The organism is uncultured Rothia sp., from assembly GCF_916049665.1.
Lineage (GTDB): Bacteria > Actinomycetota > Actinomycetes > Actinomycetales > Micrococcaceae > Rothia.
Window position 1 is genome coordinate 23,460 of the sequence record NZ_CAJZIE010000022.1, and the last position, 6,000, is coordinate 29,459.

Below are 6,000 nucleotides of genomic sequence, written 5' to 3' on the forward strand. Positions count from 1 at the left end.
GCCACCGCAAACGCGGTGAGCCGTTATCGACGAGGTGGCGTACGGATTCTTCATCCGCGCCGTTTCTCTTGGCGCGTTATGTACAGACTACAGAAATGGAGATTCCCATGGCTGAATTCAAGATTGTTGCAGAGCCCCGCGTTGACTTCGGTAAGGGCTACGCACGCCGCGCACGCGTTGCAGGCAAGATCCCCGCTGTCGTTTACGGCAACGGCGCAGAGCCCAAGCACCTGACCCTGCCCGGTCACGAGACCACCCTGGCAGTTCGTAACGCAGACGCAGTGCTGGTTATCGAGGTTGAGGGTGAGACCATCAAGGCTCGCGTTCAGGACATCCAGCGCCACCCCATCCGCCCCGAACTGCAGCACATCGACCTGGTGTTCGTTGCGTAAGTAGCGGATTTCAACGCTTATAGACCGGCATAAGCCGGGCTGGGAACGGCCCGCATCCTCATACGGGGTGCGGGCCGTTTGCATACCCCGCAGATAAGAAGCGGGAGCAGTCCCTTAGAACTTCAGAAAGGTACACGAAGAGATGTCTGATACCTGGCTCATCGTGGGTCTAGGAAACCCCGGCCCCAACTACGCTAAAACCCGCCACAATATTGGTCAGATGGTTCTGGATGAGCTCGCCAAGGAAGTGGGCGGCAGCTTCAAGAAGCACTCCAAGGCCTCCGCGGTTGTGGTGGAGGGGCGCCTCGGCTTTGGCGGCCCCAAGGTTATTCTCATGAAGTCCCTTGGATACATGAACACCTCCGGCGGCCCGGTCAGCGCGATTGCCAAGTTCTACGGCATCGACCCCGACCACATCATCGTTGTGCACGATGAACTCGATATCCCCTTCGACACGATTAAGCTCAAGATTGGCGGGGGAGAGGGCGGACATAACGGTCTGCGCGATATCACCAAGGCGCTGGGCACCAAGGATTACTACCGTGTGCGCACCGGCATCGGTCGACCTCCCGGACGCATGGACACCGCAGACTTCGTGCTCAAGCCCTTCGGTAGCACCGAATCGAAGGACCTGCCTTTCCTCATCTCGAACGCAGCGGATGCAACCATGATGCTCGTGAAGGAAGGCCTGCTGGCAACCCAGCAGCGCTACCACGGCGCAGGCTCCTAAGCATAAGACCGCGCCGGGCAAATGCAGGACTGGGTCGATGTGTGAACTAGGCTCTACCTAACTATGCAAGCGCCCGGCGAGGGAATAAGCTAGAAAAGAATGACGTTATACGCTCCACGACGGGAAAATACCCGACCCGTGGAGCGTATGAGCGAGAGAAGAAGGTACCCGTGGCTGAATACTCCACCCCCGCCAACACCCCGCTGAGCGACGACATCGTACGCCAGCTTCGCCAGGACTTCCCGATCCTCAATACCGAGGTCAACGGGCATCCTTTGGTCTACCTGGATTCGGGGGCGACCAGCCAGAAACCCCTTCAGGTGCTCGACGCAGAGCGTGACTTCTACCTGCACGCTAACTCCGCCGTGCACCGTGGCGCGCACACTCTCGCGGTTGAAGCAACCGACCTGTTTGAGGATGCGCGCATCACCGTCGCGAACTTTGTTGGTGCCACTGACGAAGAAATCGTGTGGACCTCCAACGCAACCGAGGCGCTGAACCTGATTGCCTACTCCATTGGTAACGCCTCGCAGGGTATCGGCGGTCCCGCCGCCGAGCGTTTCGCGCTGGGCCCCGGCGACGAAATCGTCACCACCGAGATTGAGCACCACGCGAACCTCATCCCCTGGCAGATTCTTGCACAGCGCACCGGCGCAACCCTGCGCCACATCCCCTCCACCGAGGATGGTCAGCTCGACTACGAAGCAGCCGAGGGCATCATCAACGAGAAGACCCGCATCGTGGCATTCTCCCACGTTTCGAACGTGACCGGCGCGATTACCGACGTGCCCCGCATGGTTGCCCTGGCTCGTAAGCACGGCGCTCTCGTTGTGCTGGATGCCTGCCAGTCCGTACCGCACATGCCCGTAGACTTCCACGCCCTGGACGTCGACTTCGCGGCGTTCTCCGGCCACAAGATGCTGGCACCCACCGGTATCGGCGCCCTCTACGGCCGTGCCGAATTGCTCGAAGCCCTGCCGCCCTTCCTGACCGGTGGCTCCATGATTACCCGCGTGGGGCTGCAGGATGCCGAGTACATGCCCGCCCCCATCAAGTTTGAGGCAGGCACCCAGCGAGTCTCCCAGGCGGTAGCTTTCGCCGCCGCGGTGCGTTACCTGCAGCACCTGGGCATGGAGAACGTTGAGGCGTGGGAACACGAACTGGGCGCTCGCCTGGTTGAGGGCGTTCAGAAAATCGATGGCGTGCGCCTGCTTGGCCCCGCCGACCCCTCCAAGCGTGCCGGCCTGGTAGCCCTCGCAATCGACGGCGTGCACCCGCACGATGTGGGCCAGCTACTCGACACCCAGGGCATCGCCGTGCGCGTGGGCCACCACTGCGCCCAGCCGCTACACCGCTGCGCCGGTGTGACCGCCTCGACCCGTGCCTCCACCTACATCTACAACACCACCGAAGATGTGGACGCCTTCCTGAAGGCTCTCGCTGAGGTACGCCCCTACTTCGGCTTCTAAACGTAGACGCGTTAGACGCTAACGCCCCAATTTTTCAGACATACCAATTGACGGAAGAAGAACACAGTGTCTCTTGAATCCCTGTACCAGGAAATCATTCTGGAGCATTCCAAGCAGCGCAGCGGCGAGCACCTCGTTGAGGTACCCGCCGGCCACGCAAGCGCCGATAACCACCAGTACAACCCCACCTGCGGTGACGAAATCAATCTGCGCGTGGTACTCTCTGACGAGCTGAAGGATGGCGAGAAGACCATCGAGTCGATCTCTTGGGAAGGCGACGGTTGCTCCATCTCCATGGCTGCCGCTTCGGTGCTTTCTGAGATGGCTCCCGGTATGACTATCTCCGAGCTGCAGAGCCACGTGGATGCGTTCCGCGAGATGCTGCGCTCGCGCGGCAAGGTGACCCTGGACGAAGAAGAGTACGGTGATATGGCGGCATTCTCCGGTGTTTCGAAGTTCATGGCGCGCGTGAAGTGCGCAATGCTCTCGTGGGTTGCTGTTGAAGAAGCCACTAAGGAAGCGGCAGCCAAGAACTAACTCTTCGCTGAGAATGTAGGCGGAAACGGCGGGGGAGTAGCTAGTATTTGAACGCCAATCGAAAATACCGAATGGCTACTCAACCTAAAATATTGCACGAGAACGTAAGCATATGCGGTCAAAGCCTGCAGAAAATACTGGCTAAAACTCTTCGCCAAAATCTAGCGGTTAATTGTTTATCTATATAAGCTTTCTTTGATTTCAAGCGACGTATAGAAAATATGAGGCGGATACTACACTGTATCCGCCTCATATTTATATCTTTCCCTTTTTCCTCCAAAAAGGTGACTGGTAAAATAAAAGGACGAAGGGCGCCCAACCAGCACCCTCGAGAAACTCTTTTCGGACCCGCATACTCTGGGACGACAGAGAGAAGAAATAGGGCAATAATAAGAAAATATTTTCTCAATATTGCACATTCTTCACTTATTCTTAGGCTCTCACCCCAGACAGCGGATATGTTTCTCACCCTCCGGTACTTCAACCACACCGGAATACCCATCGCCGCTACCAACCACAAGGAAGCCCCATGATTATTGGCTACGCCGCAGGCGCCTACGACCTTTTCCACTACGGCCACCTCGAGATTCTCCGCAAGGCCAAGGAAAACTGCGACTACCTCATTGCAGGCGTCGTGCACGATGACGTTCTGGAAGTGACCAAGGGCCGCCGCCCCGTCATCCCCATCGAAGAGCGTGCCGCTATCGTCAGCCACATCGACTACGTGGACGAAGTGCACGTCGAAACCACCCCCGACAAGCTCGAAACCTGGAAGCAGAAGCCCTTTAACGTCTTCTTTAAGGGTGACGACTGGAAGGGCACCGACAAGGGTAACGCCCTCGAAGAACGCTTCGCAGAGGTTGGCGTGGAAGTACACTATTTCCCCTATACCGAGCACACCTCCAGCACCAAGCTGCGCAAGGTTGTTGACCTGCTTGAAGCAGAGCACGACCTGCGCGTAGAGATGCGCCGCTTCGCCGAGCTGCTCGGCGAGCGTGAGTACTCCGAGGCGATTGTCGCCTCCTAACGTGCATACGCCCTTATCAGGGCGCTAGAGCACGTAGAGACCCAGAGCTCATAGAGACCCATAAAGAACAGAGGATCCCCGCCGTAAAACTACGACGGGGATCCTCTGTATATCGGCGTATCTAGCCGTATATCAGCTACACCTCCAAAGGCGAGCGTTTATAAGCTTTAGCGCTGTGCCAGCCACTTCTCAGCGGAGGTGCCCAGAACCTTCAGCACGCGGCCAACCTGCGGCTCAGCAGCGGCAGCGATCTTCTTGCCCACCAGCGGGATGGAGCAGGAAACCTCGCCGTTGACGTCCAGTCGGGTCTGCTCACCCTCGGGGGTCAGCTTCTGGGTAGCCTGAGCGGACACGGGTACACCGTTGACCTTCACCTCGGTGGAGACGGTGCGGGAGCCGTCAGCGGCCGGTGCGCTCACGGTGTCCACCTGAGTCATGGAGACGCCGCTACCGACGAACTTACGAGCGATGTCCGGTACGCGCTCAGCGGGCACGGTGCGCTCGGTGGTTGCGGTGAACTCAGCGGAGGTGTCACCGGAAACGGAGAAGCTGCCGAACTCGACGCCAACCTCGGAGCAGACGAAGCGTGCGAAGTCCTCGCTGGAGAACGCCTCGATAACCTGCTCAACGTTTGCGTTGATAACGGTCGATTCCTGAACTGCCATAATTGTTCCTTTCGTAGTGCGCGAAAACCCCGCGCATTATCCCTTACTAAGGATACGGTGCGCGGGGTTTCGCAACCAATGTAAAGACGCGAATCCACCTGAGAATATGCCGTGAACAAGGGAAAACATCCACAGCCTCTCACAGGGTGGTTGGAGGATTCGCATGCCGGTCTAAAATGTGGGAAGCACCCGGCAGGGCACCTCCCACACCGCATCACGAGGATGCTGAGCTTAGAAAGCAAGAAAACCTTAGGCGCTGGGAGCCATCGCGTCGATGCGAGCCATCTCAGCCTTACCCGCACGGTGCGCGCGAGCGGCCTGCTTCAGGCGGCCCCAGAAGGAATCCTTACGGTGGGTCTTGCCAGCGAGCAGGTCCTGCAGTTCCTCGCCCAGCTGAGCTGCGGAAATCTCCGGGGTGGAGATGTACGGCTCAGCGGTGCGGAACAGGGAGGGGTTCGCCAGAGCAAGATCGAGCTTAGCGAAGAGATCTTCACGGCTCTCAACAACAACAGCGTGGCCGCGCTTCTCCATCAGAGCGGTGAAGGGGACCTGGTGGTTGTCAACAACCTCATCGAACTCTGCACGGCGCGGAACAGCCAGGGGCAGAGCGCCGGTGCGGCGGGCATCCTGGATGGAACCGGGGCCGCCCTGAACCAGCACCACGCGTGCGGTTGCGTAGTAGTCCAGCAGTTCGGATGCGGGAAGAAGCTTAAGGTTGTCTGCGTGCTTAATGGGCGCAGTGTGACCGTGCTGCACGAGGCAGGTGACCTCGGGGTGAGCCTCAAGGTAAGCCTCAACCCAGCGCAGAAGACGATCAAAAGTGTGAACGTCGGTGCCGAGGGACACCACCAAATCGTAAGTCTTGGTAGGAATACGAACGGGCGCGACGGCAGGGGTAAATACGGGCAGGTCGAACTTGGAAGTATCAACACTGACGTGGGGGAAGTTCTGAATAGACATCGCCTATTCCTCTCTATGTATTTATCGGTAGTAACCCCGTATACCTGACGCAAAAATCCGGAGGGCATCATGGGTATACGCGGCGGCGTCGTGCCGGAGAAAATGGTGAGTAATCTCCGCATACGCTTCTCTGGCGAGTGGTTAGTTCGCTTGGATGGTGAGTCCACAGTGGAGCGCACGACTTATGCGTATCTGTATGTTTAATAAATACTATACCCTG

Annotated in this window: 7 protein-coding genes; 5 read left to right on the forward strand and 2 right to left on the reverse strand. The window is 58.2% G+C overall.

From position 1 onward, the window contains the following. Window positions 1–107: 107 nt before the first annotated feature. The 5 genes from QZ540_RS03475 to QZ540_RS03495 all read left to right on the forward strand — a co-directional run bounded on the left by QZ540_RS03475 (window position 108) and on the right by QZ540_RS03495 (window position 4,155). On the forward strand, window positions 108–392 hold the full coding sequence (locus QZ540_RS03475; protein ID WP_294497826.1) for a 50S ribosomal protein L25: 285 nt from the start codon (window positions 108–110) through the stop codon (window positions 390–392). A gap of 142 nt (window positions 393–534) precedes the next feature. Beyond that, on the forward strand, window positions 535–1,122 hold the full coding sequence (gene pth / locus QZ540_RS03480; RefSeq protein WP_294627785.1) for an aminoacyl-tRNA hydrolase: 588 nt from the start codon (window positions 535–537) through the stop codon (window positions 1,120–1,122). Between the two features lie 170 nt (window positions 1,123–1,292). Further along, complete coding sequence (locus QZ540_RS03485; protein ID WP_294627786.1) at window positions 1,293–2,591, forward strand: cysteine desulfurase; 1,299 nt, start codon at window positions 1,293–1,295, stop codon at window positions 2,589–2,591. 66 nt (window positions 2,592–2,657) lie between these two features. Then, complete coding sequence (gene sufU / locus QZ540_RS03490; protein ID WP_049355035.1) at window positions 2,658–3,128, forward strand: Fe-S cluster assembly sulfur transfer protein SufU; 471 nt, start codon at window positions 2,658–2,660, stop codon at window positions 3,126–3,128. 529 nt (window positions 3,129–3,657) lie between these two features. Further along, window positions 3,658–4,155, forward strand: coding sequence for an adenylyltransferase/cytidyltransferase family protein (locus tag QZ540_RS03495; RefSeq protein ID WP_294627787.1), 498 nt, complete (start codon window positions 3,658–3,660; stop codon window positions 4,153–4,155). 167 nt (window positions 4,156–4,322) lie between these two features. Here QZ540_RS03495 and QZ540_RS03500 read toward each other — a convergent pair whose 3' ends face one another. Beyond that, the gene (locus QZ540_RS03500; protein WP_294627788.1) at window positions 4,323–4,820 is read right to left on the reverse strand and encodes a DUF2505 domain-containing protein; all 498 of its coding nucleotides are present in this window, start codon (window positions 4,818–4,820) and stop codon (window positions 4,323–4,325) included. Window positions 4,821–5,069: 249 nt separating this feature from the next. Next, window positions 5,070–5,780, reverse strand: a complete 711-nt coding sequence (locus QZ540_RS03505) for a glycosyltransferase (protein WP_294627789.1) — start codon at window positions 5,778–5,780, stop codon at window positions 5,070–5,072. Window positions 5,781–6,000 lie beyond the last annotated feature (220 nt).